Source organism: Idiomarina solivarensis (genome assembly GCF_033052755.1).
Taxonomy (GTDB): domain Bacteria; phylum Pseudomonadota; class Gammaproteobacteria; order Enterobacterales; family Alteromonadaceae; genus Idiomarina.
In genome coordinates this window covers 461,384-485,516 of sequence record NZ_JAVFHZ010000001.1, presented here as the reverse complement: position 1 = coordinate 485,516, position 24,133 = coordinate 461,384, and the positions used below count along the sequence as shown (strand labels likewise).

General features: G+C 40.5%; 23 protein-coding genes, 1 tRNA gene and 2 pseudogenes. 22 read left to right on the top strand and 4 right to left on the bottom strand.

Going from position 1 to position 24,133, the window contains the following annotated elements; translation table 11 throughout:
- Positions 1-77 precede the first annotated feature (77 nt).
- The 15 genes and pseudogenes from RBK99_RS02330 (at position 78) to RBK99_RS02260 (ending at position 15,968) form a co-directional block, all read left to right on the top strand.
- Positions 78-1,139, top strand: a complete 1,062-nt coding sequence (locus RBK99_RS02330; protein ID WP_317503027.1) for a Fic family protein — start codon at positions 78-80, stop codon at positions 1,137-1,139.
- Between the two features lie 142 nt (positions 1,140-1,281).
- Positions 1,282-2,373, top strand: coding sequence for a hypothetical protein (locus tag RBK99_RS02325; protein WP_317503026.1), 1,092 nt, complete (start codon positions 1,282-1,284; stop codon positions 2,371-2,373).
- Positions 2,374-2,383: 10 nt separating this feature from the next.
- Positions 2,384-2,604: pseudogene (locus RBK99_RS02320) on the top strand (transposase); the annotation flags it as partial.
- Between the two features lie 347 nt (positions 2,605-2,951).
- Entirely contained in the window at positions 2,952-4,295 is a 1,344-nt protein-coding gene (locus RBK99_RS02315) for a tyrosine-type recombinase/integrase (RefSeq protein ID WP_317503025.1), read from the top strand.
- Positions 4,296-4,984: 689 nt separating this feature from the next.
- Positions 4,985-5,560, top strand: coding sequence for a hypothetical protein (locus RBK99_RS02310; protein WP_317503024.1), 576 nt, complete (start codon positions 4,985-4,987; stop codon positions 5,558-5,560).
- 116 nt (positions 5,561-5,676) lie between these two features.
- Positions 5,677-6,522: a DUF6602 domain-containing protein gene (locus tag RBK99_RS02305; protein WP_317503023.1), complete on the top strand. Its 846-nt coding sequence runs from the start codon at positions 5,677-5,679 to the stop codon at positions 6,520-6,522.
- Between the two features lie 151 nt (positions 6,523-6,673).
- Positions 6,674-8,275 (top strand): GmrSD restriction endonuclease domain-containing protein, encoded by a 1,602-nt coding sequence (locus RBK99_RS02300; RefSeq protein WP_317503022.1) that lies wholly within the window; start codon positions 6,674-6,676, stop codon positions 8,273-8,275.
- Between the two features lie 66 nt (positions 8,276-8,341).
- Positions 8,342-9,184 carry a hypothetical protein gene (locus RBK99_RS02295; RefSeq protein WP_317503021.1) on the top strand — a complete coding sequence of 281 codons (843 nt, stop codon included), beginning with the start codon at positions 8,342-8,344 and terminating at the stop codon, positions 9,182-9,184.
- An 89-nt stretch (positions 9,185-9,273) separates the two neighbouring features.
- Complete coding sequence (locus RBK99_RS02290) at positions 9,274-10,275, top strand: hypothetical protein (RefSeq protein WP_317503020.1); 1,002 nt, start codon at positions 9,274-9,276, stop codon at positions 10,273-10,275.
- Positions 10,276-10,420: 145 nt separating this feature from the next.
- Positions 10,421-11,893 (top strand): DUF5677 domain-containing protein, encoded by a 1,473-nt coding sequence (locus tag RBK99_RS02285; RefSeq protein WP_317503019.1) that lies wholly within the window; start codon positions 10,421-10,423, stop codon positions 11,891-11,893.
- An 81-nt stretch (positions 11,894-11,974) separates the two neighbouring features.
- On the top strand, positions 11,975-13,729 hold the full coding sequence (locus RBK99_RS02280; RefSeq protein ID WP_317503018.1) for a hypothetical protein: 1,755 nt from the start codon (positions 11,975-11,977) through the stop codon (positions 13,727-13,729).
- A gap of 111 nt (positions 13,730-13,840) precedes the next feature.
- The gene (locus RBK99_RS02275; protein ID WP_317503017.1) at positions 13,841-14,167 is read left to right on the top strand and encodes a hypothetical protein; all 327 of its coding nucleotides are present in this window, start codon (positions 13,841-13,843) and stop codon (positions 14,165-14,167) included.
- A 507-nt stretch (positions 14,168-14,674) separates the two neighbouring features.
- Positions 14,675-15,160: a YhfG family protein gene (locus RBK99_RS02270; RefSeq protein ID WP_317503016.1), complete on the top strand. Its 486-nt coding sequence runs from the start codon at positions 14,675-14,677 to the stop codon at positions 15,158-15,160.
- Complete coding sequence (locus tag RBK99_RS02265; protein WP_317503015.1) at positions 15,153-15,737, top strand: putative adenosine monophosphate-protein transferase Fic; 585 nt, start codon at positions 15,153-15,155, stop codon at positions 15,735-15,737. Before RBK99_RS02270 ends, RBK99_RS02265 begins: the two co-directional genes overlap by 8 nt.
- 36 nt (positions 15,738-15,773) lie before the next feature.
- Positions 15,774-15,968, top strand: coding sequence for a hypothetical protein (locus RBK99_RS02260; RefSeq protein ID WP_317503014.1), 195 nt, complete (start codon positions 15,774-15,776; stop codon positions 15,966-15,968).
- A 292-nt stretch (positions 15,969-16,260) separates the two neighbouring features.
- Here the strand turns inward: RBK99_RS02260 and RBK99_RS02255 are convergent, their stop codons facing one another.
- Together RBK99_RS02255 and RBK99_RS02250 are read right to left on the bottom strand one after the other, a co-directional pair.
- Complete coding sequence (locus RBK99_RS02255; RefSeq protein WP_317503013.1) at positions 16,261-17,175, bottom strand: DnaB-like helicase C-terminal domain-containing protein; 915 nt, start codon at positions 17,173-17,175, stop codon at positions 16,261-16,263.
- A gap of 175 nt (positions 17,176-17,350) precedes the next feature.
- A complete protein-coding gene (locus RBK99_RS02250; protein WP_317503012.1) occupies positions 17,351-18,214 on the bottom strand; it encodes a phage integrase N-terminal domain-containing protein in 864 nt (287 codons plus the stop codon).
- A 398-nt stretch (positions 18,215-18,612) separates the two neighbouring features.
- On the opposite strand from RBK99_RS02250, the gene RBK99_RS02245 reads away from it, so the two are divergent.
- The 7 genes and pseudogenes from RBK99_RS02245 (at position 18,613) to RBK99_RS02220 (ending at position 23,476) form a co-directional block, all read left to right on the top strand.
- The gene (locus tag RBK99_RS02245) at positions 18,613-20,046 is read left to right on the top strand and encodes a Calx-beta domain-containing protein (RefSeq protein ID WP_317503011.1); all 1,434 of its coding nucleotides are present in this window, start codon (positions 18,613-18,615) and stop codon (positions 20,044-20,046) included.
- A gap of 2 nt (positions 20,047-20,048) precedes the next feature.
- Positions 20,049-20,096 (top strand): annotated as a pseudogene (locus RBK99_RS13515) (hypothetical protein); the annotation flags it as partial.
- A 123-nt stretch (positions 20,097-20,219) separates the two neighbouring features.
- Complete coding sequence (locus RBK99_RS02240; protein WP_411161961.1) at positions 20,220-20,567, top strand: Calx-beta domain-containing protein; 348 nt, start codon at positions 20,220-20,222, stop codon at positions 20,565-20,567.
- Positions 20,568-20,615: 48 nt separating this feature from the next.
- A complete protein-coding gene (locus tag RBK99_RS02235) occupies positions 20,616-20,789 on the top strand; it encodes a hypothetical protein (RefSeq protein ID WP_317503010.1) in 174 nt (57 codons plus the stop codon).
- Between the two features lie 675 nt (positions 20,790-21,464).
- Positions 21,465-21,701, top strand: coding sequence for a hypothetical protein (locus RBK99_RS02230; RefSeq protein WP_317503009.1), 237 nt, complete (start codon positions 21,465-21,467; stop codon positions 21,699-21,701).
- Positions 21,702-21,710: 9 nt separating this feature from the next.
- Positions 21,711-21,953 carry a helix-turn-helix transcriptional regulator gene (locus RBK99_RS02225; protein WP_317503008.1) on the top strand — a complete coding sequence of 81 codons (243 nt, stop codon included), beginning with the start codon at positions 21,711-21,713 and terminating at the stop codon, positions 21,951-21,953.
- The gene (locus tag RBK99_RS02220) at positions 21,950-23,476 is read left to right on the top strand and encodes a hypothetical protein (protein ID WP_317503007.1); all 1,527 of its coding nucleotides are present in this window, start codon (positions 21,950-21,952) and stop codon (positions 23,474-23,476) included. The genes RBK99_RS02225 and RBK99_RS02220 overlap by 4 nt, the downstream gene beginning before the upstream one ends.
- Before the next feature lie 59 nt (positions 23,477-23,535).
- Here the strand turns inward: RBK99_RS02220 and RBK99_RS02215 are convergent, their stop codons facing one another.
- Together RBK99_RS02215 and RBK99_RS02210 are read right to left on the bottom strand one after the other, a co-directional pair.
- A complete protein-coding gene (locus RBK99_RS02215; protein ID WP_317503006.1) occupies positions 23,536-23,670 on the bottom strand; it encodes a hypothetical protein in 135 nt (44 codons plus the stop codon).
- A gap of 367 nt (positions 23,671-24,037) precedes the next feature.
- Positions 24,038-24,114: transfer RNA gene (locus RBK99_RS02210), tRNA-Pro, on the bottom strand.
- Positions 24,115-24,133 lie beyond the last annotated feature (19 nt).

Below are 24,133 nucleotides of genomic sequence, written 5' to 3'. Positions count from 1 at the left end.
ATAACTGCTTTATCGACCAAAGATAACTAAATATTAGAACAGATTATGGAGAGTAGCCCTGTGGTTACTGATAAATAATGGCAGCACCAGATTATCTAATTACCAATCGATGCGTAAACCTCACGGCTCAAATCAGTACCGATTTTGGACGCTGGCTTGCACTATTAGAAACCGGTAGTAGCGATTTAGCGGACTTTAAAGTTCAGCAAATGCCGATAAAAGTGCTTGCGTCTATAGGGTTTGAAGAGCAGCCGCAGCAACTACAGAAAATTCGTTTAGAAGTGGCTTACGAACAGTTGGCAGACTGGGACTTTTGCGCAGAGAGTGATTTGAAAGAGGCCCATCGGCTGATATGTGCTGCTGTAACACCTAGCGCCGGAAGTTATCGTGCAACAGGAATGGGAGTCTATAGAAGTAACAAGCTTGTTCATATGACAGCACCTGCAGGGCAGGCGGGTAAGTCAGTTAAAACGTTACTCTCCTGGTTACAAAAAAGTGACGAACACCCATTATTGAAAGCGGCTAACTTTCTACAGCAGTTCGAATTTATCCAACCTTTTTCGGTTGCTAACGGCTGTATCGGACGACTCTGGTTCAGCCTTATTCTGGCAAAGTGGCATCCGGCCATTGCATGGTTAAGTTTTGAGGAAGTATTTAAAACCAATAAAGATGAGTACCTGGATTGCTTAAGACAGTCAATTAGTGAGAATGACAGAGTACCAATGATTGAGTTCATTCTTAACTGCGTACAGCAAAGCATTTCCGAAACGATACAAGTAGAAAAAAGCAGGGCGGCAGCTCGTGACGAGACAGTTCAGGCACCAATATTAACGAACGAAACTTTAGCAGGTTCGGTGAATGGTTCGTTGTTACGTTCGGTTAACGGTTCGGAAAAGCTGAAATTTTCTGGTGTTAGTACCCGAAATATGGTTCTCAGGTTGTTAAATGAACAAGCGGACTGGAGCGCTGCGAGAGTGGCGGAGGTTCTTAATATTTCGTCAAGAGCGGTAGAAAAACACATTTCTAAGCTTAAAGAACAGGGGCTTTTAGTGCGAAAAGGTTCTGCAAGAGGCGGTTACTGGAGGGTAACAACAGAAATTGCGGAACAACTCAGCTTGCCAACTGAATGGGATGGATGAGTGCTGAAAAGAATTGGTCGGCGTGAGAGGATTTGAACCTCAGAACCCTGACACCCTATGACTTTAGCCCTAACAGATACAGGAGATCCTGTAGCTCGAATGGGTGGGTCAATTTGTAAAAAAATCAATAGGGAAAAAGAAAATGAAGCTTCTACTATTAATTACGCTGATAGCAACGTTACTAGCTAGTACAGGAGTAAACTCACAAGAGTTACACTTTAATGAGAGGAACAGCTCCTACACCTACATTTTAAACTCACAATATATAGCTGTGATTGATGAGTCGGAAAAAAGTAAAGTAAACTTTTACACTAAGAACCAAGATTTGGTTAGGGCTGTTTCCCTCGATTGGGAAGTTAACCATGCCTGGACCCTTAACCATGGGCGTTTACTGGCGGCCTCCCTAAAGCGCGCGCCAGATCCTGACGCTTTTAATCAAATGGTATTGTTCAACAAAGATAAGGTGATTGAAAAATTTTATAATGTTGCAGATGTTGTAACTGTTCCTGGCGGAGATTACTTTGCTATTATTGGAGAGATGAATTCATCTAACCACACACCGGTAAGAATTTACGATAAAAAAGGTAAATTAGTTAAAAGCGGGATACTTCCAAGGGGCACATCATATCGCTCTATTTTTATTTCTCCTGATCTAAAACAGTTAGCTGTATCACCCTTTTCAACAGACTCAAGCTCCGTACGTGACATTGATGTGTATTACGGTAAAGAATTTTCCGAAAAAACAAATTACAGTTTCGGTGGTGCAGATATTTTCCAGACAATTCCGATTGCTGACGGAGTCGTTGTTATAAATGTAGACTACCGTTTGGTTGCGCTTAATAAAAATGAAAGCAAGTGGGTTATACCAAATAGAGAGTTCATGTTTACTGTACAGAAAGTCAAGCCTGGTACTGATTCAGAATACATTATCCTTCAAGAAAATATCGGTAGAGTTGCTGTTGTTAATACAGAAGGGGAAGTCGTTTTTGACTCAAATTCTGATTTAGAAGCTGCGGTGAGTGAGATCGTAGCGAATGGTGCTCGTATTGATGTCGTAAATGATAAGCTGGTGATTAATGATACTGAGAAGGGCGACTTACTTATGGTTCCCTTAAAAGGGCACAATAAAGAAAAGCGCATTCAAGCGGAAGGTCAGATAATTTCAGTTGATGTTGAAAGCGGTCTTTATGCGTTCAGAGCCAATGGAAAGTTAAAAATTAAGAAAATTAATTAGTAGCCACTTTGCTATGGAAGTCGGTATTAACCCTAACTTTCTCAGCCGGTGGCGGCGAGAGGCCGAGCCATCCTCTGACGAAGTCTTCAAGGGCTCAGGTAACCCCCGCTACGAAGAAATGGCGCGGCTTAAACGTGAGAATTCCCGACTTAAGAAGGAATGAGATTTTTTGCGACAAGCGGCAACGCTCTTCGCAAAAGAGTCGTCCTGACATATCAGCTGATAGAGCAATATTTCACTATAAGAGCAGAACTTCGTGATACATATAACCTAGGATGAAATGTCCTAAAGCAATGATATTGAAGAGATTTAGATAAGAAGAATTGGTCGGCGTGAGAGGATTTGAACCTCCGACCCCTGACACCCCATGACAATTCTCAAGTGAAAATTCATTAAATTTTTTCAATTGTCCCAGTTTAAAGAAGTTTGTCCTCTACAAGTAAAGTACTGATTCAGTTAGTGTTTTTACTCGCTTTGCAACGGTTTTTACGTTGTCTCTATTCTAAGGTAAATGTCCCTTAGAAAGGTTCAGCATTAACTGTTGCGACACAGGTGAAACATAACTTGAGGATTTAAAAATGGGTCTGCAACATAGAAGTTCCGAGAAGCAAATTACTCCGCCATTAGCGGCAACCGCAAAAAACACCACAATAACTAAGAAGCTGACTAAGCATCTTTTAAGTAAGGTTTCTGAAGAGATAACTCGAATAAACGATCCTGAAATCCCCGGATTTCATGTTCGACTGGGTCGGATGAATAAACACGGTGTTCGCTCCAAAGCCTTTTACCTTTATTACAGAACGAAAACTAAGCCAGTAAAGTCCGTTAACTATCGAATAGGTGGCATGCCTGAAGTCGATATCGAAACAGCTAAAAGCATGGCTAGAGAAAACCTGGAGAAAGTAAGGAATGGCATTGATATTCAGGTTGAACGAGAAAAGCTGTCGTCAGGAGATGGGAAGGATGGTTGGACAGTTGAAAGGCTTTACTCTGAGTTTTTCAAAAATAAGGTTTTGGGTCGAAAGCGTCCAGAGATTGTTGAAGCTAGCTTTAATAAGGACATATTGCCACGCATCGGTCATGTGTTTCTTACGAACATTACCCGACACCAGCTTCATGAAGACGTCTTTACCCCAATTTTAGAAAGGGGCGCGAAGAGTCAGGCTGGTAAGACACTTGCGCTACTTAAGCAGATGTTTAGTTACGGCCTGGCTATTGGTCGTATGGACTTCAATCCTCTTGAGGGTGCGTCTAAGTCAATCTACGCGAAATATACTCCACGCCGCAGAACACCGAGCGTAGATGAGCTTAGATCAGCCTTGGACGTTTTTTTGAGTGCCGGAATGTCAATTCAGAACTTCAATTGCTTTAAGGTTATTCTATTAAGTGGAGTGAGAAGCGGGGCGGCTATAACAGCCAAATGGAGTGATGTGGATTTTGAAAAGCGCGTTTGGTATGCCGTTAATGAAAAACACAGCACAAGAAATGAGGTGGTTTATCAGAAAGTCCCGATGTCAGATGAGCTATTGAAAGCTTTTCGAGATCAGGAAAGCCATAGTGCTTTACTCAAAAGCGAGTTTGTATTCCCTGCAAAGCGCGATTCGGTGTCAGCGGGTAAGAGTGTTAGCCATATGGATACTAAAACGCTCAATAGAAGTTTAAACCGCATTCGAAAGCAAGGAAAAGTGCAGATACCGGACTTTCAGCCCCACGATATAAGGCGTTCCATTCGTAGCCATTTAATATCAGTTAAAAGCGATAATTCGGCAGGTCGGTATAACGCTTTTAGTCCGGCTTGCGCAGAGAAAATACTGGGGCATTCTTTAAGTGGTATGGAGAGGGTGTACGATCAGCATGATTACTTTGATGAGATGAAAGAGGCTTTGTCGTATTGGGGATCTCTTTTTAGTGATTTGGTTTAATTGAGATCTTGACTAAAAGCTTTGCAGGTTCAACAAAAGATTTGGATTGTCTACTCAAAGTCGATGAGAAAGGCTCTGTTTAAGAGCCTTTTAATTCATTTCTATTTCTCATGCTTATGGGGCTTCAGGGGAGGGTGTTTAGGTTGGTTTTCTGGTGTTACACGACGTCTTTTATCTCGTGTCCCGTCCTCTTTCCGTGGTTTAGGTCCTGGTTTTATGCTCATTCGAATAAAATCCTTCTAGTAATGATTCTTCCAATAGAAGAGATGGCAGAATGCCATAAACTTATATAGGACAAGTTTGGGTTATACTCAATTTTATGTGGTGTTCTTGCGCTTTAATTAGTTCTGGCAGTCAGGTTTGTGCTGTGAGTTCAGTTGGTGAATGCAACGCTATCCCTATTTAAGGGAGGGTGTCCCTAACGATGCACGGCAAATTCATTTCGGCAATATTGCGCGCTTTGTTGTTGTGTTGTGTATTTAAGTCGTTTAATGTCAATTACATAACAAAAAATAAAGGTTGGATATTGTGCGCTCGCTAGAGTGTCACTAAGCATGCTCAAATTTCCTTTGCTAACTCGGAATCTTTTAAGTCAGGAATGCTCGCTTGATCAGTAAGTTAAGAACCGAAAACTATCAATTGGACGAGCTTCTAAATGCGCACGCACAATATACATATGTTAAATACCTATGAACACACGTCAAATAAAGCTTAAGCAAAAAATTGCTCGATCTCGCGGAGTTGCTGAGTCAGAAGCCTATTTCGGTTATCGGTTCCATGACCCGGCTCCGTTTGGCGAGAGCGCACAAGCGTTAATGCGTGAGGTGCCGCCTTCATTTGGTTCCTGTGTAATGCTGAGTTGTGCCTGGGCAAGCTACCTTAAAGATCATTTTTCCACCCCTGCCATAGTAGTGGCCGGCGACTTGAAAATCTCCGGCGCTCGAATTTTTAAGTACAAGGAGAAACTGCCTGAGCCAAGCGGTACAGGGAAAATTGTGCAGAAAAGTTGGGGTGGTCACTGTTGGATTGAGGTCAACGGTTACCTTGGTGATTTATCCATTTTTAGAACTGCATACTCCATAAGCGGTCGTAGCATCCTCAAAGACTATATTCTCGACCGTTTCGGGCCTGGTCGGGGCGCATTGTTGAGTCCGGTAGAAGATCTCCCTGACGGAATGCAATATATCCCTCAGTATGTTCTCAAAGATGCGCAGGTAGATATGTTCACTGCAAGCTTGGGTTATCAGCTTGAACACGGTATTTAACAAGGCGCAGCAGTTCGCGGCCGATGGTCGCCGGACGCCCTTTACGTGGCTCCTTCGTCGCCACTCCAAGGTCGCCGCTGTGCTTCGGCGTTAGGTTTCAGGGAGAATCAATTTAGATGAGTGAAAAACGAGATAGTCCGAGAATAGATGATCTATCTGATCGTCAACCGCTCACGAAAGTAATTAGTGATATTAACAAGAGATTTAATAACAAGTTAAATGAACGTCGCGAGAATGGCTTACTCATTCAGCACAACCTTGAATATGGATTGGGATCTGAAAATGCTCTTAGGGAATTACTTGCAGAGGTTCTTCCATTAAAATATGGGGTTGGAAAAGGGAAGATAGTCAGCTCTAATGGAAACCTCAGCAATCATCTGGATGTCATTATATTCGACAAACTAAATTATCCAACTTTCTATACAGATGAAAATAGAAATCTGATTGTCCCTATTGAATCAGTTTATTGTGTAATTGAGGTGAAGGTAAGAACGGATTCGGGAGTTTTGAAGAAGGCATTTGAGGGGCTTGAATCTGTCTCTAATATTGCGGGAGTTACGGTGAAATCAACTAATGAGCTAGTTGATTATAGGCCTCCTAAACTGGTTGTGTTCTCTTTCCAAGATGAAAGAAGTTTGGAAACAATAAAGGAAAACTTTTGCCGGTTGTCAGACGAATTTCAACGAGAGTGGAGTTTTTCTAGGTATTCTGAGAAATCACCAGGTCATGAAAGGGATAATGGTCACCAATACCTGGTTAGCAGTGTTTACATATTAGGGCTAGGGCAAGTCTATTCAATGCTTGACGGCTCTGTAGCTATAGGTCGTTGGGGTGAGCATACATTTAGTATGCTTATATCTTCGCTGCTTAGTGATCTTAATCATATTGATCTTGGAAAATATACATCAACATCCTATGTGCATTGGCTTGGTGCTGGTATTAGAGAAATTTATGAGCGATAAACCTAACAATACGTGCCAGTCGGACAGTTTGTTCCGTGGCTCTTTTTGTGCTGGTCGCTACGCTAGCACAAAACGCCACTCCACAAACTGCCGCTACACTCTGCGTTATATGCTAGTCTGGATTCAGAGAAAATATTAGTTAAGGAATTATATGTCAGCAAATATAGCAAGTAGACTTGAAACTGGGACGCCATTTCTAAAGGATCTGATTGCAGATATTAATTCTGGACAGATTAAAGTTCCTCAGTTTCAGCGGCAGTTTGTTTGGAAAGAAGAGCAAGCTCTGAAACTTCTCGATTCTATAGCGAACAATTACCCTGTGGGTAGTTTATTGCTTTGGCGTACAAAGAACTCATTGGCGGTAGAAAGAAATATAGGAGCATTTAAGCTTCCAGAGACTGACGATATGACACCGACAGACTATGTCTTGGATGGCCAGCAACGACTAACAGTAATTTATTCGGCATTAGGTGCTTTGGAGGGGCAGAACGGGTTTGATGCAGTTTATGACCTTGTTGATGAATGTTTTATGGAAGCCCCAGAAGAGTTTAACCAGACACAGTTTCCACTAAGAATAATTTACAATACCACCAAATTGCTTAATTTTAGGTCAGGTCTGGTGAGTTATCCGAATGCGGACGAGCTCCAAAAAAAATTAGACGGCCTAATAGACGTAATTACAAACTATAGAATTCCAGTCGTTACTTTGAAAGATCTAACAGTTGAAGAGGTGTGTCCAATATTCGAGAGGATCAACAGTTCAGGGACTAGGCTTTCAACATATGACTTAATGGTTGCTGCAACTTGGACAGAAAATTTTGATTTAAATGACGAGGCACAAAAAATAGCGGCTTCTTTGAAGCCGAAGGGTTTCGATGATATTGATGGCAATACAGTTCTAAAGTGTCTATCTGCAATAAAGCACAAAGGAATAAAGAAAGAACAGGTTTTGTCTCTTCGAAGTCTGGCGAAAGAAGAAATGGATGATCTAGTAGAAATTGCCAAATCAGCACTATTAAAGACTGTGGACCTCCTCAAAACAGAGTTCAAAATTTACAGCTGGGACTTTCTTCCTTACGAGGCAATTGCAATTGTCCTTTCCTACATTTATTCAAAAAGGAAAACATTAAGCCTAGAAGATGTAAGGCGTGTTAGAGAATGGTTTTGGCTTAGTGCATTTTCTGAGCGATATAGGGGGGCGTCAGAGTCTTTCGTTTCCCAAGATTTGGAGGCTATAGACTCATTTGTAGTAAATGGAGAAGATCCCAAAAAATCGTTCGGAAACATCCCTGCACTGGAGACGTTCAAAAAACTTGCATTTAGAAGTAATAACTCTAGGTCTAGGGCTCTAATAATATTGCTTGCCTTAAAAGGGCCTCGAAACATTACTAATGGAGCTCTTATTGATCCTGAGGTGGCGCTATCCAACTACAATAGCAAGCAGTTCCACCATATTTATCCCAAAGCTCATTTAAAACGGATTAAGGCGCCGGGAGAACATAATAGCCTTGCGAATTTTTGCATGTTAGCGGCCTCCGAAAATAATGCTATAAGTGATGATCATCCTAATGATTATTTGCCTAGATTAATTTCTGATTTGGGTGCAGAAGCAAAAAATGTATTTTGTTCGAACTACCTTCCTGATCCCTCTTTAGTAGATTATTCAACTCTTGAATATTCAGAGTTTCTAGACGCAAGAGCTAAATTGATGCTTCAGGATATTACTAAACTTGCACAAGGCGAAAGCATATAACAAGTAAAGGCAGCGGACGCATAAATGCGCCGCTGCTTTAGGCGTTAGGCATCAGGGAGGAGATTAGTGAAATCTCAAGTGCTTAGAAGATTTGAATCAAAGCTAGAAGATATGAACGATCAGCTTTGCTATTTCCTTTTTTCAGATATTGAAGTGAATAAGATACTCTCGAAGCTGGAGCACGATGTTTTAGATGCATATACAACGGATGTTTACAATAATAATGAGTTTTCTGAACGACTTCATGTGAAAATCGAAGCTTTACCAGAATTTCGCGCTAGAGCCTTCCACTCACTTGTGAGTATGGGTGTGATTGCGTCAGTCGAGTATTTATTAAGTTATATTGAAGAAATTGAGGAATTTCGTGCCTACGTAATGCCGTCAGATTATGATGACGTGACTGATAAAAAGCCTGAAGAGCAGTTAAGAGTAAAGTTGAGTAATTGGCTAGGTGAAGATCCAGAAAGCGCCGTTATCAAAACTATGGCATATTTGCGGTTACGAAGAAATCACATTGCCCATGTTCGAGAAGAAATGAGTGATGGTTATAGTTCACTTGTAAAGAATGACTCCAATTATCTGAATAATTATTGGTCAAAGCAGCCAACAGAACTAAATGGCTTTGATTTTTCCAAAATTTCTTTTTCTGAGTTTGAAGTAAATGAGATTTTTGCCTTGATAAACCTTTCAAGGGTTTGTATGCGAAAAGTTGATTCTTTGATCTTATCTACTATCTCTGAAGAGTCTATTGCAAATTATGAACTACCTGCCTTCCTTGCTAATAAAAAGCTAAATGGCTTAACATTCGATATTAAATCTCGAAAGTTCAATGCATTTTTACAGCATCAATACGGTAAAAATATGTCCTGTGCGGATGCCGTGCTTAGGGCTCACGTGGAAAATTCCTAACAAACCGTTCAAAAACGTTCGCTGTGCTCACTGGGACCTCGCTATGCTCGGCCCTTTAACGCGGCGTTAGCCATTCTCAGGGAAGTATTATGAGTATATTTGAATTTAATAACAAAGAAGCAGAAGTTCATGAGATTAAAATGGATGATTGCTCTACAGTTTACTTTGGCTCGCCGTTTTTCGGAGATCCTCAAGGGAAAAAAGTTGATGCATATTTTTTAATGGACACAAATATATTTAACAATATATGCAAGAACGATTACCCCGAAACAGTAAATAAATTCATGGAATTTGCTAAATCCACTGGATCTGAGTTAAACCCTGCATTTGCAATCTCCGAGTTATATAGAACTGATAAAAATCCGCGTGGATACGTGGATTACTACAAAAAGCATTTATCTGAGAGATTTGGTATTGATATTCTAGATGAAAATATAGATGAATTTTGCAAGTCTGCTGAAAACCTTGTTCCGATCATGAAAGGGAACATTGAGCTAATCGAGGAATACCTCGCAATAATAAAAGGGATATATAACAGCTCTCTTTCAGAAGAGCAGTCGGTAACAAAGTTTTTAGATCTTATTAAAGATGAGAATCTCCCTCAATTCACTTTTATTATATTGTCAGGTCTTATATTCATATTTGTTAAACATAACGTAAGTAATAACGAAAGTATTCGCCGAAAAGTAGACTCATTTCTATCTGTTGGTAAGGACTATGTTGAAGAAAAACGTAAGCTTCATAATGGAGCAACAGATATATCAATATTCCTAAACGCACAAGAAATAGCTTCAAGCAGCAAAGGCTTGGAGTGTACAGTCGCAAATATTGTAACTAGAGATGAGGTTGTGGCTTACCTTTTAAAGAATTTATGTATTTATTCAGTGGCACAAGCTGAAAACGGTAAAAACTCAGGAATGATTTCACCCCGAAATCCAACTGTCTGGATGCATAAATTTGAGCAATATAGAGGCCAAATTATGAATAAGCTTAATAGGATAAGTCCAAGTTCCGAAAAAGAAATTGAAACTAGGAAGCGTAATCTCAAAAATCAATGGTTTTTAAGTTTGCAGCAATATCTGAGTTTTTGAGATGGTTAACAAGGAGCTAAACTCGTTCCCTGCGGTCACTGGGACAAAAGCACTGTGCTATGCTTCGCATGGTATCGCACAGCATTTTTGCCCGTTAGCTAAGAGTTAGCTTTCCGAGTCGCATTTCAGCATGGATTGAAATTGAATGCCAAAAAGTAAGAATAAGAGAAAGAAGTCACGTAGCGGTAAAAATAGGACTTCTCTTCAAGATCACAAGAAAGTTGGGAAACAGCTACAGTCGGGCTTTGCTGCAGTAGCTGATAAGGTCACTTTTTCGTCTTGGTCCAATGAGAGACTTCCCGAAATGATTTGGGCTGCCATCATCCGAGTGATTGAAGACCAAGATTACGCTATTGCGGAATTCCGAAGAATACTTTCATTCATCGATGAGCATGATGAAAGAGATCAGTTTTCAGATATTTCATTAACTGGAATTTCAAAACTTCCTGAAGCGTTGAGAGAGCAATTCATTGCGTTTATCTTAGAAAATAGAACCACCGCATCAGCGCTAGTAGTTTTACTTCTATTTGATAACTTACCTGCAAGGGGAACATGGGTTAATTTATTACCTAAAGAAGAGCCCGATATATCGATTTTGATGGATGCAGTGGGTTTCAATCTGCCGCACCAGTCACAAGAAGCTACGGACTGTCGCTGGCTAAAATTGATGGCACAGGTGATTTCGGGAAAATTCCATGTGCCGCGGAAAATGGCAGAGGAATGGTTTGGTTATCCGTATGAGGGTGATCTAAGGAAAATACGACCATCCATTCGAGCTTCCGAAATGGCTGAAAATCCACTTGTAGAGAAAGACTTGACGTGGCCAAACGCTTTCTGGGACGAAGCGTGGAGAAACTCGCCTTGTTTGGCCCTTATGGAAGAAAAAGAATCAACAATTGCAGAAGCACCTTCTATCTCTCGAGCTGATATAACGTCGCTCCTTAATGAAATCGAGTCACACTGGGCTGATACACACTCTACAACCGCTATTGATGCGAGGCACGATGCTGTATTTGGAATAGCATTTTATGTAGTAAAAGTCCTCGACGAAATGCTAGGTATAGGCATTGGAACCGGCATTCTGGGAAGGCTTGGTCTCAGAACAATCCTAGAAGCTCATATTTCACTAAGATATTTATTGCATAAAGATGCTCCTGAATTATGGAAGAAATGGCGTGCTTATGGGGCGGGGCAAGCGAAATTAAATGCCTTGCGATTTGATGAGCTAATGGACCCGCCCAAGCACATTAACCAGAGCACCATTGAGGCGATAGCTGGCGAAGACCTTTGGGAAGAGTTTCTAAACATCGAACTAGGGAGCTGGAGTGGCTTGGATCTCAGGAAAATTAGTGAAAAAGCAGGCGTTAAAGATTCCTACGACGCGCACTATTCATGGACTTCTGGGTACTCACATGGAACATGGGGACCGGTTCGAGAATCCTGCTTCGAAACATGCGGAAACCCACTTCACAGGCTCCATCGCTATCCGAAGCAACAAAGTCTGCCCGATACAATTTTAGATGCTTGCCTATTAGTTAATTCTATATTGGATGACCTCGATAAATCTTATCCTGGATTTTCTCACAGAATTGCTGATTCAGGTGTTGAAAATGACTAAAAAGCTACCAAGTCAAAGCGCGCGGACGTCGCTACGCTCTGCCGGCGTTTGAGGCGTTATAACCAAAGGAGCTGACGATCAATGAATCAAGATTGGATTCTTCAAAAAAAGGAAACACGCCGGACTTTTTCAAAGTCTACTTGGGTACCTTTGAGAGCATCAATTAACGATGAAAAAGGAAACTGCAAATATGTAGGGCACGTTGGCGAATACTTTGGTTGTGGTTCTGTAGCATTTCCTCCAGAGCACAGAGAAATAGCAGAAAAAGCTAGCTGGAGTGACATTGGGATTGGTTGTACCCCTCAACCTTATGCCTATGAAGATGGCTATTACTCTACAATTGAACAGTACCAATGGAATGACAAAGAACCAATCGGAACCCACCTCATATTTGAGCACCCTCAACCTGTAGTTGGCGGAAGTTTATGGATATTGAATCCTGACTTAGTCGTAGCGCTTCGTCTTATAAAAGAGGGGTGTAACTGGGTAAGGCCAGAAGAAAGTTTTGTGGTAGTAGCTCGGGAGGTTCTCGATGACAAAGGAAACCAGCGCTTGATCGAAATAAAGAGAGAGTTTCTTCTGGACTATTTAGCAGCTAGAAATTTGTCTCTAAAGCTATCGTACTATCGGCAAAGAGTGGAAAACGTACCAACACTTGAAAATAGCGAATACGCTGGCCTTGACGATCACCAAGAAGAGAGGGATGACGGCCGATATGAACTGCTTATCCGCAATTTGAATGATGTATTTGGTGGTAGCTGGGCAATGTTTCGTGCTTGGCGTACAGATGTAGATGAAGAGGAAGATGCCCCTGTAATGGGGCCTGAAACAAACGAAAATACTGATTATGAACAGTCTGAAGGAAACAAGTCGGGTTATGATGGTGTACGGGTGGAAGGAGAATTTTGGCGGGATGAATGGATTGATCACCAAGGCATAAGCAAGCGCGTTAGAGGGGATGCTGACACAAACCTACCTCAATTCATAGTCGAAACAGATAGTACTCGCATCGCATCATCTGAGCTAAACAATGAAGACGTTGGAAGATGGCTGTGGTTTCGTTCAAGTATTGTAAATGAACTGTTGGGGCTTCGAGGATTTTCACTTGAATGGTATACAGCCGAAACAGGTTCTATTCACTCAACGTCTGGTTATCGAATTCACTTTGGAATCAACTCAGCGGATTTCATTACAGTATATGCTTATGACATCGCTCGTCTCCCTTCATGGGAACAGCACTTATGGGCGGCACATAATGCAGTCCCAGAGGGTAAGGTTTCCAGTGAGTTATTAGATTCTCAAGTGAAGGCTCAACCCGCATCCACACATGCTGTAGAGGAGTTGCTTTTCGAAGTAATGAGCATGCTAGAGAATGGATTTAAGCAAGAGTTTAATGTTTCTCTTTTCTCACATGATATCGACCGTACTGAAGCCTTAAAGAAAATATCTAGATTCGAAAGTAAAGATCGGGCGTCCTTGCTAAGGCTAGCAAAAGAAATTGTACGCGTTTTCTCTGACCGGCTTAATGTCAAAGAGTTGCGGGCGTTATCAGCGCATGCGAATAAGGACAAACTTCGCTCAAACAAACTACTGCAAGACATACTATCCCGGAAAGTTGGAGATGATACTGCTCGTAAAGTGTTTGGGCCAATTGTAGGTGCTTATGATATGAGAGTAGGTGATGCACACCCGACAAGTTCAAAGATCGGAGAAGCCTTAGAGCTTGCCGGAATTGACACTGAAAATTCGTTTTTAAGGCAAGGACAACAATTGATTTCCAATGTTGGGCAGTCAATTTGGTGGATTGGTAAGATGATGTTTGAAAAGCATAAATGATTAGGCACGCAAGATAGCATAACAAGGCGCTGCTGTCGGACAAATTTTCCGCTGCGCTCCGAATTTGCCGCAGAGCTCGGCGTTGTGCTTTTTGGGGAAATTGGAGGGGCAATGTTTGCTTTCTTAGATCGCTTGGTGGACAAAGGCTATGTGAAAGCTTGGTTTTCTTGGGTTGAATGGGTGACTTTAACTGCCGCTATTTGGGTTGGAGCTAAAGCGTGGGATTCTAGTTTACTTTATGTAATTGGAGGCATTTCTACAGTATTGGTTTGGTGGGCAGCATGCCGTGCTGTTGTATTGTGTTTAGGTGATTTTTTAGCAAATCTAAAGTGGAATAGTTTGCTCAAAAAAGCAATAGCAGGCATCTTAGGTGCAGCTACCCCAACTATAGTTTTCATTGGCTTGGCAAATCTTTTAACTGGAGTTTTGTTGTCATAGCGAGCACAAGCATAACAAAGCATTTAAGAGTGATTCGCAACGCTTGGCGTTTTTTATTCCATCGTTGGGTTTTGTGTTTTCGGTTGTATGGTTAGGTTTAGTGGTTGCGCTGCTCATACCTTAGTGCGGCGTTAGGTCTTCTTTGTGACCTTTCCTCTGAACTAACACCATCTCATCGATGTCATGGCCCTATTTTTGGGGGAGAGGTCATTGTGTATTTAAGTCGTTTACTGTCAATGACATAACAAAAAATAAAGGTTGGATCTTGTACGCTCGATAGAGTGTAATTGAGCATACTCAAATTGCATTTGCTAACTCGGAATCTTTCAAGTCAGGAATGCCCGCTTGATCAGTAAGTAAAAACCGAAAACTATCAACTGGACGAGTTTCTAAATGCGCACGCACAGTATAAAAATGTTAGCTTTCTTTTCGGTCTAAGCTGCTATCTTTATCAAATTATAGTAAACTAGCCTTAAAGGCGCATATATATGCAGGAAGGTATTCTCTATGAAATACGAACTTGAAGTTCTAGCAACTCTAGTACAATTTAAACATGCTAATACCAAGGTAATAGTTAATTCTACAGGCATTTCTGAAAGGAAAGTACAGTCAGCTCTTAAAGATTTGCACTCAAATTTAGGTATATGTATTAAAAAAAGAAAAGTAAAAAATTCTTTTTATTTCTTTATAGAATCTTGGGGCGCGTTCGAGACAGGTTCTTCAATTATTGAGCGTTTATATAAGTTGGACTTAGCAAAAGCTAAGGCTCGCAGGATCTCATCAAAAAACCAGCGAAAACGTAAATTATTTTCATTATCTGATAAGGTCGAATATTCAAACTCAGTTAAACTAAAAAACTATAATGAAAGTCTTCGTTTGGAGGGCATATCATCTAAAAAACCTGCTTTAAGTGCGAACAAGAAGCAGCTCCAAGATAGACGAGATGAATTATTAAAGTATTACGCGAAAAGAGCACAATTAGTCAATGCTTGATAAATATGGAATTGGGAATGATCCATATTGTTACCCGGGAACTAGCATACTTAAAAACAGGTTATCAATTCACGATGAAAATTTACTCTCTGAAGCGGAAATAGACTTATCCCGTGTTGCCGCTGCAGCAATTGAGTTCAAAGAGCCTCCTTATGATTTAACTTACCTTTGCAACATTCACCATGCTCTTTTTTCAGATTTATATGAGTGGTCAGGAAAGCTTAGAAAAGTTGACATTACGAAAGGGCATACTAGATTTTGTAATGTTTCATTTATCGAAAGTGAAGCATATAAGTTATTCAATCAGTTGTCACAAGATAACTATCTGGTGGGCTTAGAATACAGCGAGTTTATTGCAAAGTTATCTGAATACTATTGTGACCTAAATATGATTCACCCTTTTAGAGAGGGGAATGGTCGTGCTCAACGTGTTTTTTTTGAACATTTAGTTATTAATGCTGGATTTAAGATATCTTTCGATGCTGTAAGTGTTGATGATTGGATTGAGGCAAATATATTAGGCGTCCATTGTGATTTTTCAAAAATGAAAGCTGTTCTTAATATCTGTGTATCCTAGAAAGCTAACAAAGTCGTAAACGCGGACAAAAAACTATTGGCTGCTGCGCTTCATATGATAGCCAACAATTTTATGCCGGTTCCGGATGATGACGATTTGAAGAAAAAGCCTATTGAGGAGCTTTGTGAATACTACCTTAAAGAACTTGAAGAGATCGTAGACGAGGCACGGAAAGCTTTCTTGGGTGAGGATATAAAAGGGCCGGAGGGAAGAGGCTTCCTCCTTATTTGAGAGTAGTAAAATGACCTATAACGAGTGCAAGCACGACGACGCCCACTATATTGCGCCTTCCGCTCCACTTCATGCGCGCGCATGCTGCAAGCGCTAACGTCCGCTTCTGGCTGTGAGCTCAATCGTTCAAAACGACCCGGGGTTTGATAATGATTTAGCCTATTTTTCTATGTCGCGAGTATTAGAAGGGTTCAGCTACAAATTAGAATGGCCTAAAGTAATATTTGCAAACTGAACCTCAACTTAATACTAACTATCAGGAAAAATTAGATAGTGAAAGCTATAGTTGTGTTTAGGTCACTATGTCGAAATAGTTATCGAATCGACAAAATTTCTTATTAAATATCAGCGAAAAACTTGCACATTCTCCGTGCGTATTTTTACCGATAATAACCTCAGCAACATCCGACTCAGTTCCGCTAGGGTAATATATATCGTGACGATACAAAAATAAAATTAAGTCAGCATCTTGTTCGATAGCCCCAGAATCACGTAAATCTAATAAAGTCGGTCTTTTATCTGCTCGCTGCTCTAAATACCTGTTCAGTTGCGATACCACTATTACAGGGCAGTTAAGCTCTTTTGCTAAAGCTTTTAAATCGCGTGTTATATCAGCGATTTCAGCTGACAAAGTTTCTCTTTTTCTGTTAGGTCTTATAAGTTGGAGACTATCGATAACAATCATGGTTACTTCGCCATGCTTTTTTGATAATGCTTTAGAACGCTTCCTTATATCACTCGGAGTCAAGCAAGGATTATCATCTACATATAGATTTGCTTCCTTTGCAAGAAAATTTGCAGCGCTATATAGACGTGCTAAATCATCTTCATCAGTAATTTTTTTTAACACCTTTTCTAATTTTACCCTAGACATGGATGCAAGGACTTGCTCAGCAAAGTTGTTACTCAACTTTTCTAGAGTAAACATAATTGTTGGAGATGTGGTTTCAAAGGAGGAGTTTTCAGCGAAATTCTTTACAAGAGTGCTTTTACCCATACTTGGGCGTCCTGCTACTACTACTAAGTCTCCCGCTCTGAAACCCAGGGTGGCTTCGTCTAAATCGCCATAACCTGTGCTAATGCCAATGACTTTACTTCTGCGCCAATCGTTGGCTTGACGGTTTTCTAAGCGCTCTAGGGCTGTGAAAATTAGCTCATTTGCCAACTTAGGCTCTGAGTTCTTTGTGCTTTTTTCTGTACTCGTCATAATCTATCCTTTCGGCAGTTATTTTGATTTTCAATGTTTCTGTTAAATTTCAGTAATACATTACGTTATTTGCGAGAACTTCTTACGCCGGCGGGTTTGTGCAAGGAGCTATCAATTTTAAGAAACTGTCGACTTTTAGTTCTAAATCTTTTGAAACGTCTATATAACCCGTTTATTAAGATCCAATATACATAGCAGTAATCTGTATTCGCTCATGTCCTAGCTCTCTGCTTAATTGCCTGCGAAAGTTGTTATCGACTTCTTTCTCCTCTTTTGACATCTCTTTTCTGGATTTTCCACCTTGGTGGGGGCAACTGTAGCCGCTAATGCCTTTAAATCGATTTTGAGCGTAATGGTGTCGTAATCCATGATTTTTATTTAAACCTACACGACATGTTTCGTACTCATAAACTTTCATTTGCTCTTTAAAGTTACGGTTGTTAGCTATTAGCGACTTAGAGCCGAACTTTGCCTTAATTTCGTTGAGCAAATCTCGCTGCCCTTGAGTTTTTATAGGAATAGAACGGGCTTTGCCTCCTTTAGTCCATGTGCTCTTTAGATAAATGTGATCCTCTTTATCAGCGTATGCCGCATTAAAGTGGATGCATTCAGCTTTTCGAAGTCCAAAGTGTGATTGGAGCAGTAAGGAGTATCTTGTTGGTATATCCTGAATACTTTGAAGCCTGGACATGTCCAGGTTGTGCGCCTTATTCGTCCCAACAAAGACCCTACGACTTATTGAGTATGCGTCATTGGTGCGATGGACAATATTGGGTTTACCTATTTGTGCACTGAGCCAGCGAAGCTCAGCCATTCTGTTTTTTATAGTGGCTGCTGAAAGTTCATTTTGACGCCACTTAGTCACCAAGTACTCGATGTGCTTTGGTTTGAGCTGATCAGGGCTTTTGATCTTGTACCCTTTTTCAATAAGCTCTTTAGCTACTAAGTTTAGAATTCTCTTTGAAGCTGAACGAGTAGCGAACGATCCGCCTCGCTGCTTTTTTATTAGTTGATTCAGTGTATATCCAAGTTTGCTCATATGGGCTCCTAAATAAAAAAGAAAGAAAAGCCCGAATATTGAGTAATGTCAGTAGTAGGTGAGTTTTAAACCCCGCAGTAAAGGCGCACCTTTAAAGCTATCTAAGATAAACAGGGGTAATTACTCAAGCGGCTAGCTAGCCGAAATATCTTAACGATATTATTTGGAAGGTTCGGGCGTTTTTTAGTATTTGCTTCTCCTTTTGGTAATTGCGACAGCCCGAGCGTCTTTTGTGATTATGCTATTAACTTAGCTTATTGCTTTAGGAGCATCAACCTTTTTAATGCGGACATGTCCGCATGGCTAAAATATCAAGAAGAATATAGCCTTTTGTTAAATTGAAAGTTAGTTGCTGATTTTGGTAAGTTAGCCCCTGATTTTATTGGAAAGGATGCCTGATGTTTAAGAAAACAGTTTTAACCTCCGCTTTATTGCTCCCCTTAATAGCAAACGCTCAAGACGTTTTTGACCCAACTCCAGAAGAGCAGCCCGTGGTAATGGCTGCTGCGTCTAGTGATACTGTAACAATAGACCTTGTTGTTTTTTACCAGCCTATCTATAAGAGTCGTTTGGGTGGTTTTGAAGCTCTCTACGAGCGTGTTAACAGTTTGGTGTCAGACGTCAATGAGATATACAGTAACTCAAAGGCCGGAGTTCATTTTGAAGTTATAGAGCTTAGAGCGGTTACTGGCATACCGGATGATCAGCCTTATCAAGAAGAAACCGATGATGATGGTAATGTAGTTGTTAAGAGTTCAAATTCTATATTTAGTTCTCGTTTACTGAATCCCGATGGGTATTATGATGAAAATGGCAATTATCAGGATAATTACCCGGAATACTTGGCGTACACAGAATTCGGTGGAGATATTGGTCTGTATGTTACCGATTACCGTGACCCTACTCGTGAAGTTAAGTTAGGAGCGGCCTCGCAAGGGGGCGAGATATCTTCAATAGCGGATGAAATAATATTATCCCCCTCTACTGAAGTTGTTCCGGTAACTTTAGCTCATGAGCTGGGCCATAATCTTGAGGCTAATCATGAAGAAGGCGCTAATCGTTCTTCATCGCGTTTTGATTTTGCTCAAGCTTTTGAGTGTGATCAGAAAAAAACAGTTATGTGGTCACAAATAACCCTTGGTCTTTCAGACAAGCGTCTTAGTTTCTCATCGTCCAGCTCTAGCCAAGATGGATCTATATGTGGCGAAGGTGGCGTAGCAGATAACGTTCAGGCCATTTTGCAGACTAAGGTTTCAGCGAGCGAGCGCCGTGAACGCCCTGCGTCTCTTGGAGCCGTTTCTTTTAAAGAACCTTCCTACACGTTTGGGGAAAATCAGGAGGTTGCTGAAATAGTACTAACGAGAACTGGAGATTTAAGTGAAAGTTCGTCTGTTTTATTAGTTGCAGATAGTGATACTGCATCAACTGTTTATGACTTAAAAGAAGTACATAAACGAGTGTTATTTGAAGCGGGCAAGTCAGAGGCTACAGTTGATCTAGGACTTGTTAGCGACGCAAAAAATGAAGGTACTGAAAACTTAAGCTTGTCGCTTGTATATCCATATAAAGCCAATGTTTCAGGTGGTGATGCGTCATTATCTATTGATGATGATTACTCCGGCAATCCTGGTGAGTTCCAACTGTCAGAGAGCGTATCCGTTGTGGAAGGAGAGATTGCGACGGTTGCTATATCTCGAATTAATGGCAGTGACGGAGAGTTTGTTGTTAATGTGAGCTCTGATTATGCAGATAGTAACTCAGCGACTGCTTATGACTTTGAAAAGGTGAATCAGCGTTTGGTTTTGGAGATGGTGAAACAGAAAAATCATTAACAATTCAGACCCAAGATGATGAAGAGTTTACTGGAGAGAGAGCTTTCAAAATAACCGTTGAAGACGAAGAGCAAATCCTTGATCAAGCACAAGTAACAATCACTGACAATGAAACACCACAAGTTGAGTATTCGCTGTCATCCACGGAGGCAAATGCCGGAAGTACTGCAAGAGTGGCTATTAACCGCTCAGGCGACACAGAAGGAAGCACTTCAGTTACCGCTACGTCAGTAAATGGTTCGCTAGTAGCTGGAACTGACTTTGAAGAACTAAACCAGACCGTAAGTTTTGAAGCAGGCGAAACGAACAAACAAATAAGTATTAACCTGACTAGTGATAATACAGGAAGTTTCTCTGTTGAGCTTTCGACAGGAGAAAGTGCCACCGTGAATGTCGTTGTCGCGGAGTCGACAGGAGGCGACACGTCAGGCGGTAGTATGGGACTAATTAGCTTTTTGATTATATTGATAATACCGTTTATCAGATTGCTTGGCTTGAATAACGACACGGTTGCGAAGTAGGCTGAAAATATAAAAATATGCGGACATGTCCGCAAATGGGGAAGAAAAATGAAAATCGTATTAGACTTTTTGTTTGGTTTTTTATTTGATCTTTTTTTTGGTGATTCACCAGAAACTAAAGAGCCTGAAGAAGAAGTAACGCCAAATTATGTTTATCACATGTCTGATGACGGAGAAGTAGAGCTTCAACCATCAAGCACTGCTCACTCTCCAATAGAATAAAAAAAGAGAGCCCTATAAAGAGCCCTCCTTTTGCTTCTTTAATGAGAGTTTTTGAGTCAATTGTTGTTGACGACTCTCCGACTACTGATGCAGTTGAGGATGATGAAGTTGGACCAATATACGTTTATCACATGTCTGAGGACGGTGAGGTTGAACTTACATTGTCTGGAAATGCTCATTCGCCAATAGAATAAATAGAGCAGGGAGTATCGATGTGACAGTTGCTAATCCAGTTTTATTAGACTTTAGGTATTAGGGCTATCAGTTCTTCGGTAAGTTTAGTGGAAGTTTAGAATCAAGATTTTACGTTATGCGGACATGTCCGCATATTTTATAAATATTTAGGCTTCTTCCCAATTTTCATCATAATTTTATCGAGTTTTCCTTACTCGTAGCTTTAACCTATGACATCAAAAAAGTGTCACCAAGAACTATAAACCTCTCTGATCACTTGCTCATCCCCTTAATTACTTTTCGTGAAACCCGCTGTTGAAGCGGCTTTCACGAATATGCTACGCATCGTCCCTACCCAAAAAGTAGGGACGATGCTAACTAAAAAGTCCTTTTTGTTCCTCTAAAAAACTCCTCAAAAAAACCCACACCAAAAATTTCTCCGATTTTTGGAGGGCATAGATCTTCTGGATAAGATATATCCGTCCATTAAGGGAGAAAACTATGAAAGACATTACATTACTTAAAAAAACTCAGTTAGCTGAAATGTTTAGTACCTCGGTTTCATCAGTAGAGCGAATGATGAGGGATTACAACAGGCTATATCGCAGCGGGAATAAATCTGACGCCAAGAGATGTTGCCCATCACCGATCTATTTATACGGAGGAGGGACAGTAAGATTTAGCGTTCAAGATATTAATAACTTTTTAAATCATTTAGATGACGTTGAAATTCGATAGGAGACAGTTATGAGTAATACTAAAGCTTCAATGCAGTTAATAAGCGCAAAAGACGTGTGTGAGAAATACTTTAATATAAGCCGAAAAACTCTAAGACGTTGGCAAAAGACTAGGGAAATGCACTTAGAGGCTGGTCGTATTGAAGAAGCTGATAAGGTATTGCCCCCGGTTAAGAAAATACCTGGAAGTTCTAAGGTTTACTTCCTGCTTGATGACCTTAGAGATTTTGTAGCTAAGAACAAGCTGACATGAGAACTAACAGTGTTTTTTCAGAAGTAACACTGCCGGACTTTTTCGGCTCGGTGGTTGGTTTTGAGACCTCTGCTCATAGGGATGTGAGAAGTTTATATGCTGATAAATTAGAGAAGCATGTAGAGGAAGAGTTAAGCTTTAGAGTTAAAAATACCACCTTGTTTGGTTCGGTGAACTCGAAAAATATTAGGTCTTTGACTAAAAAATCATTCCGTGAAGCAGTTTATGGAAATCTATCTGAAGAAGATGATGATTTTTTAGGCGAAGAAGTTTTCTTTACACCTAATGGTTTTTGCAAAGCTCCTATTTCAAGGATTGCGAGGTTATCTGAGGTATGTTGCGTTTGGGTTGACCTCGATGTTCGAGACAAAGAGTTGGAAAAGAGACTCTCGTTAATTGAGACCGCTCGCATACACAACTCTCTCTATACTGCTTTAGGTGAAGATGAAAGCTTACCTGAGCCAGATTTGGTTGTGGAGTCTGGCTCTGGAGGATTACATTTTTACTGGCTTTTCAAAACAGAAGAGGCAACTTCCAAAAATGTAAAACTTTGGTTTATGTTAAAAGAGCGACTTAATAGTCTATTTACCGCTCTATGTATTGATAGAGAGCTGTTTGTCGATGAGAAAGCTAATAAAAGCCCCAGAGGAGTGATGCGTCTTCCTGGGACGATAAACATTAAATATCACACAGCATGCAAGGCATATCGTAATAGTAGAAGAAGAGAGAGAAGAACCCTTGGGAGCTTGATAGCGCAGTTAGGTATAAAAGATACGCAAAAGACCGTACCTAGAGCTTACAACAAGAACTTCAAACCTTCGCTAATTTCGTCTGAGGACTTCTGCCGAAACTATTTTCATGTTCCTGAGAGCTTAAGTAACCATCAGAAATGGTGCTTGAAATATGCGAACTTTGTGATTCCTATTCTTCTGAAAGGAACGAAAGTAAAAGTTGGTTTTCGAGATCTAGTTGCTTACTCGGTTGTTGTTTGCTTAAGACAGCTTACATGCCCACGTAACTTAATTAAGGAGGTTATTATTAAGATCAATAGAAGTTCAATTAAGCTACCACCGGGAACGCTTTTAAACTACATGTCTACGGTTATGATGAAGCGCTATCAGGCAAGCTCAGGGGAGTTCATTAAGAACTTCACTAAAGGTACAGGTGTACCTGCTGGGCACTTAGTAAAAAAGAGAAAACCAAGTAAAAGGAATAGAGCGGAACATGCTCGGTATGTATCAAAGAAAATCAGAAAAGAATCAATGCATAAGGTTGTTGAAGCTATATCTAGCATTCAAACGCAAGGTATTCCTGTTCATAAGGTACGATTAAAAAATGTTTCTGAGGCTTCTGGATTGACGAATCAAACATTAAGGAACCTAGGTCTAAAAAAGTCTAACATTTGGGTTTGGCATTTGATTTGTAACCCGTCAACAAAGGCTCATAAGGTTTGTGATATTGAGCTCATTGTGATGAAATCTGGTTACTATAGAATTAGACAAATATCTAATGTTAAAACTTAAAGTAGTTGTGTTTGAGAAGACGATGGGGTGTCGAGCAAATGCTTGGCCAGCCAACAGGGTTAACTTTTATCCGCTTCTTTTCTGTCAAGCTTTGCAGCGAGAAACCATAACAAGGTTAACCCGATACACAGAATACCAACAGCAATAAAGAAGGCACCGTAACCAATTTCAAACAAAGTAAAGTCAAGTTCCATAAAATCCTCTCAGTCTCTTAGACTAAAATACCTTACCTTAAAAATTCTAAAATATGTAGTTCTGAGAAAAAGCCAAATCCAGTTGCCTTATAGTGGGGGGAGGGGATTAATACCCAATAATACTTTCATAATTAGCAACGAATCAGTCTATAACCCTTTCAATTTAAGAGCTAGTAGAGAATCTTAGTGACAATACAGGGGAAGCACATCCAAGTAACTTTATACACGATAAATTCTAATCTGAAGTAACTTTTAAAACGCGACACGAGAGCAACATTTCACTCTGAGAGACAATATTAGTGAAACATGGAACTTTAAAAGAGAGTTTGTAAGGTTTTGATATAAAAGAGATTAAACTAAGAAGAATTGGTCGGCGTGAGAGGATTTGAACCTCCGACCCCTGACACCCCATGACAGTGCGCTACCAGGCTGCGCTACACGCCGACCGAGGATTGCTATGTTA

Coding starts and splice junctions, on each gene's coding strand:
- RBK99_RS02330 (WP_317503027.1), top strand. CDS start 78: ATGGCAGCACCAGATTATCTAATTACCAATCGATGCGTAAACCTCACG.
- RBK99_RS02325 (WP_317503026.1), top strand. CDS start 1,282: ATGAAGCTTCTACTATTAATTACGCTGATAGCAACGTTACTAGCTAGT.
- RBK99_RS02315 (WP_317503025.1), top strand. CDS start 2,952: ATGGGTCTGCAACATAGAAGTTCCGAGAAGCAAATTACTCCGCCATTA.
- RBK99_RS02310 (WP_317503024.1), top strand. CDS start 4,985: ATGAACACACGTCAAATAAAGCTTAAGCAAAAAATTGCTCGATCTCGC.
- RBK99_RS02305 (WP_317503023.1), top strand. CDS start 5,677: ATGAGTGAAAAACGAGATAGTCCGAGAATAGATGATCTATCTGATCGT.
- RBK99_RS02300 (WP_317503022.1), top strand. CDS start 6,674: ATGTCAGCAAATATAGCAAGTAGACTTGAAACTGGGACGCCATTTCTA.
- RBK99_RS02290 (WP_317503020.1), top strand. CDS start 9,274: ATGAGTATATTTGAATTTAATAACAAAGAAGCAGAAGTTCATGAGATT.
- RBK99_RS02285 (WP_317503019.1), top strand. CDS start 10,421: ATGCCAAAAAGTAAGAATAAGAGAAAGAAGTCACGTAGCGGTAAAAAT.
- RBK99_RS02280 (WP_317503018.1), top strand. CDS start 11,975: ATGAATCAAGATTGGATTCTTCAAAAAAAGGAAACACGCCGGACTTTT.
- RBK99_RS02275 (WP_317503017.1), top strand. CDS start 13,841: ATGTTTGCTTTCTTAGATCGCTTGGTGGACAAAGGCTATGTGAAAGCT.
- RBK99_RS02270 (WP_317503016.1), top strand. CDS start 14,675: ATGAAATACGAACTTGAAGTTCTAGCAACTCTAGTACAATTTAAACAT.
- RBK99_RS02265 (WP_317503015.1), top strand. CDS start 15,153: ATGCTTGATAAATATGGAATTGGGAATGATCCATATTGTTACCCGGGA.
- RBK99_RS02255 (WP_317503013.1), bottom strand. CDS start 17,175: ATGACGAGTACAGAAAAAAGCACAAAGAACTCAGAGCCTAAGTTGGCA.
- RBK99_RS02250 (WP_317503012.1), bottom strand. CDS start 18,214: ATGAGCAAACTTGGATATACACTGAATCAACTAATAAAAAAGCAGCGA.
- RBK99_RS02245 (WP_317503011.1), top strand. CDS start 18,613: ATGTTTAAGAAAACAGTTTTAACCTCCGCTTTATTGCTCCCCTTAATA.
- RBK99_RS02235 (WP_317503010.1), top strand. CDS start 20,616: ATGAAAATCGTATTAGACTTTTTGTTTGGTTTTTTATTTGATCTTTTT.
- RBK99_RS02230 (WP_317503009.1), top strand. CDS start 21,465: ATGAAAGACATTACATTACTTAAAAAAACTCAGTTAGCTGAAATGTTT.
- RBK99_RS02225 (WP_317503008.1), top strand. CDS start 21,711: ATGAGTAATACTAAAGCTTCAATGCAGTTAATAAGCGCAAAAGACGTG.
- RBK99_RS02220 (WP_317503007.1), top strand. CDS start 21,950: ATGAGAACTAACAGTGTTTTTTCAGAAGTAACACTGCCGGACTTTTTC.
- RBK99_RS02215 (WP_317503006.1), bottom strand. CDS start 23,670: ATGGAACTTGACTTTACTTTGTTTGAAATTGGTTACGGTGCCTTCTTT.